This window comes from Allobosea sp. (assembly GCF_030694325.1).
Lineage (GTDB): Bacteria > Pseudomonadota > Alphaproteobacteria > Rhizobiales > Beijerinckiaceae > Allobosea.
This window is the reverse complement of the sequence record NZ_JAUXYO010000294.1, coordinates 1-3802: the sequence shown is the minus strand read 5'-3', so window position 1 is coordinate 3802 and position 3802 is coordinate 1. Positions and strand designations below refer to the sequence as shown.

Below are 3802 nucleotides of genomic sequence, written 5' to 3'. Positions count from 1 at the left end.
CAGCTCGCGATCACCTGGGGATGCTCCGGCACGCGGGCGCGATTGTTGTACTGGGTCTCGTAGTCGCCCGACATTCCCTCGCTCCGGCTCGTCCGATCTGCGGATGCAGCCCCCTTTCGGGACCGCGGCACCCTCCGCTTGGCAGCTGTCGCCAGTTTGCGCCATCGCTTTTGACAGGTCGAGCCGCTGGCGGCACAAGGCTGCGCGCGTCTCGTGCAGGACGCTTTCGCGGTGGAGACGACGATGGACAACCCGATCCTGGCCGAGGTGACGCGCGGCGGCACGGTCGAATCGCGCCATCGCGGAGCCGCCATCGTCGTGGACGCCGATGGCGGCGTGGTCTTTTCCACCGGCGATGTCGAGCGCCCCGTCTTCCCGCGCTCGGCGGTGAAGGCGATCCAGGCGCTGCCGCTGCTCGAGAGCGGCGCCGCCGACCGCTACGGCCTGACCGAGGCCGAGATCGCGCTCGCCGTCTCCTCCCATTCCGGCGAGCCGCTGCACGCCGAGACCTCGGTCGCCATGCTGGCCAAGGCCGGGCGCGAGCCCGGCTGCCTCGAATGCGGCGCGCATTGGCCGATGAACGAGAATGCCGCGCGGGCAATGGCGCGAGCCGGCCGCGAGCCAAGCGCGCTCAACAACAACTGCTCCGGCAAGCATGCCGGCTTCGTCTGCCTCGCCTGCGGGATCGACGAGGATCCGATGGGCTATGTGAAGGCCGGCCATGCCGTGCAGAGGGCGGTGCGCGGCGCCTTGGAGGAGGTCACTGGGGCGGTGCATTCGACGGATATGGTGGGCACCGACGGCTGCTCGATTCCGACCTATGCCGTGCCGCTGAAGGCGCTGGCGCTCGGCTTCGCCCGCTTCGGCACCGGCCGGGGTTTCGGCCCCGAGCGTGCCAAGGCCGCCGCCCGCATCCGCAAGGCTGCCGCGGCGCATCCTTTCATGGTCGCCGGCACCGGCCGCTTCGACACGCGCGCCATGGAGCTGCTGCGCGAGCGCATCTTCATCAAGACCGGCGCCGAGGGCGTTTATTGCGGAGCCCTGCCGGAGCTGGGCTACGGCATCGCCCTGAAATGCGACGACGGCGCCGGCCGCGCGGCGGAGGTGGTGATGGCCGACCTGATCGCGCGCTTCCTGCCGATGGATGAGGCTGAAGGCGCCGCCTTCGCGCCGCTGCGCGAGAGCGTGATGACGAACTGGAACGGCGTCGAGGTCGGGCGGGTGAGGGCGGCCGCTATTTGACCCATGTAAGGTCGCGCGTTACCTTTCGTCGACTTGACCTTTCGACGAAAGGAAACGCGCCGTGCCGCGTCCCGCCTTGAAGGATGGCCTGAGCAAGCAGGCCCGCTACCGCGCCGCCAAGAAGGCGGCCGGGCTGAAGGAGGTCCGGTTGTGGACCTTCGACACGAAGGATCCGGCTTTCATGGCGGATCTGCAGCGCCAGATCGCCCTCCTGAATGCCGACCCGGAAGAAGCCGCGGTGATGGAGTGGATCGAAGACGTGGCAGCGTGGCCGGCTGAGGACGAATGAAACGCGGTGATGTCGTCACGGTGGCCATGCAGGGCGACTTCGGCAAGCCCAGGCCCGCTGTGGTGATCCAGACCGATGCGCTTCTCGGTACCCGGCATGTCATCGTCTGTCCGCTCACGAGCAGCAGGGTGGATCTGCCGGCGGTGCGCTATCCCGTTAAATCGACCGCCGAGAACGGTTTGCGCATCGATAGTCAGGTGATGCTGAACAATGTCGCAACGGTCAGCCGAGCGAAATGCGGGCCTGTCGTTGGTGCCCTGACAGCAGAGCAGATGCTGGCGATCAACGAGCGCCTCGCCTTCGTGCTGGGCCTCGGCGGTTGATCTTCAACCCACCGCGTTGTTCTCGACCCGCACGCCCGCCGCCCGGGCGTCGGGCGCCTTCGTCAGATCCCCGGTGACGGCCTTCCCGTATTCCGTCCCGACCACCGCGCCGCGGCTCGCTTCGGCGATGACGTTGCCCGAGATCACGGCATTGCGCTGCTTGGGAACGAGCGAGACGCCGATGCCGATGCCGGTCCGGCGCACCATGTTGCCGGTCGCGACGAGATTGCGCATGCCCCAGGACCAGCCGAGCGAGATGCCGATCTCGCTCGCGTCCTCGATGACGTTGCCCGTGACCGCGGCTTCGGCCTCGACATGCACGCCCATCCCGCCGATCGGCTCCTTGACGCCGGGATAGAGACCCCTGCGGGCGCGCCGGACGATGTTGTTGGCGAAGACGCTGAGCCGCCCGCCATGGTCGAGATTGGTGATGTTGGCGCCCTGTGCGCAATCCTCGACGAGGTTGTTGGCGATGATGGCGCCCTCGAAGGCGAACTCGGAATAGAGCCCGACCTCGCCGCAGCGGCGGCCCTGGTTCCCGAGGATCTGCACGCTGGTGCCGGAGTTGTTGCGGATGAAGGTCAGCGCGCAGTCGCGCAGCTGGTTGCCTTCGATGATGACGCCGCCGGCGCGATACAGGCTGATGCCGTTGCCGTTGGGGCCGTCGCCGCCCGCATCGGCGCGGATACGCTCGACCCGGTTGCCGCGCACGAAAGAGCGCTCGTCGCCCGTCTGGCTGCGCCAGAGCTGGATGCCGTTGTTGCCGCAATCCTCGACGCGGTTGCGCTCGATCCGAAGGCCCAGAGAATCGAGTGAGAACAGCGCCGATTCCCGCATCGACCGGAATTCGCTGCCCTCGATCGAACCGCCCGAGCGGTTCAACAGGAGCCCGACCGACCCGGCCCTGGTGAAGGCGCAGTCCTGAATGTCGAGTTGCCCGACATCCTCGGCCAAGAGCAGCCCCTCGCGGCTTGGGGCGGGGATATCGAGCCCGTCCAGCGTCAGCCCGCGCAGCGACGTTCGCCCGACGCCGCGCGCCGACAACAGAGGCCCCGCCTGCGCCGCGACGAGGACGGACGCGCCCCGCACACCGACGAGATTCGTCCCTTCGGGCAGGGCGATGCGGCCTATGCGATAGCGGCCGGGCGCGATCGCGAGCGGCGCCTGCCGGCGGGCGGCCTCCGCCAGCGCGGCCTGAAGCTGGCGCGACTGATCGTCGGGCGACCCCGGTCGCAGCCCGAACTGGGAGGCGTCGAGACCGAGGCCCCCAAGCGGAACGGCGCGCTGCGGCGTCTGGGCGCGCAGCGGTGCGGCCGCGAACGCGGCTGTGCCGAAAACGGCCGTCGCGAGCAGGGCGCGTCGCGAGAGGACAGGCAAGGTCATGACCATGGCTCCGGAGGTTCAAGCCCCATGCCGTGGTGGCCTGTATCGTTCCGGGACGGCGTCAGCCGGCGCGGCGACCACGCCGGGCGAGGCCGGTTCCCATCTCCGCGAGGCTGACGACGAGCGTTGCCGCTGACGGCCGGAAGGAGGCGACCCGCGCTTGCGGCTTGGCGCCGGGCGCGGGCCGCAGCCACGGCACATGGATGAAGATCACCGGCACGCCGCCGCTGCGGTCATGCCGGAGGGCGGCCGCATAGCAGGCGTCGCAGAGATAGCGCCCGGCCGAGGGGGAGAGCGCGCTGCGCAGGCCGTGGCGGCGCAGGACAGCGAGCGCGGCCTGCGGAGGGGCCGTCGTCCGCAGCGGGAGAGCGGCCGGCACCGGCCCGGCGCTCGGCGTCGCCCCGCTCGCGTCGGGATGGAGCGGGCTGGCATGGCCGCGGCCGTAGAGTTCGACCCGGATCTTTCGGGCGCGTGCGGCGAGGCCGAGCATCAGCACCGCCCTGGGGCGAGACTCCGCGAGATGCGCGCGCAGCCGCGGCAGCCCCCCGCCATAGCTCGTCTCCAG

The 3802-nt window shown here is 69.9% G+C and carries 5 protein-coding genes; 3 read left to right on the top strand and 2 right to left on the bottom strand.

The window, feature by feature from the left end; translation table 11 throughout:
* Window positions 1–243: 243 nt before the first annotated feature.
* The 3 genes from Q8M82_RS19060 to Q8M82_RS19050 all read left to right on the top strand — a co-directional run bounded on the left by Q8M82_RS19060 (window position 244) and on the right by Q8M82_RS19050 (window position 1854).
* Window positions 244–1242, top strand: a complete 999-nt coding sequence (locus Q8M82_RS19060) for an asparaginase (RefSeq protein WP_305692872.1) — start codon at window positions 244–246, stop codon at window positions 1240–1242.
* Between the two features lie 61 nt (window positions 1243–1303).
* The gene (locus Q8M82_RS19055; RefSeq protein ID WP_305692871.1) at window positions 1304–1531 is read left to right on the top strand and encodes an antitoxin MazE-like protein; all 228 of its coding nucleotides are present in this window, start codon (window positions 1304–1306) and stop codon (window positions 1529–1531) included.
* A complete protein-coding gene (locus tag Q8M82_RS19050) occupies window positions 1528–1854 on the top strand; it encodes a type II toxin-antitoxin system PemK/MazF family toxin (RefSeq protein ID WP_305692870.1) in 327 nt (108 codons plus the stop codon). The genes Q8M82_RS19055 and Q8M82_RS19050 overlap by 4 nt, the downstream gene beginning before the upstream one ends.
* A gap of 3 nt (window positions 1855–1857) precedes the next feature.
* On the opposite strand, the gene Q8M82_RS19045 is transcribed toward Q8M82_RS19050, so the two are convergent.
* Both Q8M82_RS19045 and Q8M82_RS19040 read right to left on the bottom strand, forming a co-directional pair.
* Window positions 1858–3237, bottom strand: coding sequence for a TIGR03808 family TAT-translocated repetitive protein (locus Q8M82_RS19045; protein WP_305692869.1), 1380 nt, complete (start codon window positions 3235–3237; stop codon window positions 1858–1860).
* A 61-nt stretch (window positions 3238–3298) separates the two neighbouring features.
* On the bottom strand, window positions 3299–3802 hold a 504-nt coding region (locus Q8M82_RS19040), incomplete at its 5' end, for a pyroglutamyl-peptidase I family protein (protein WP_305692868.1).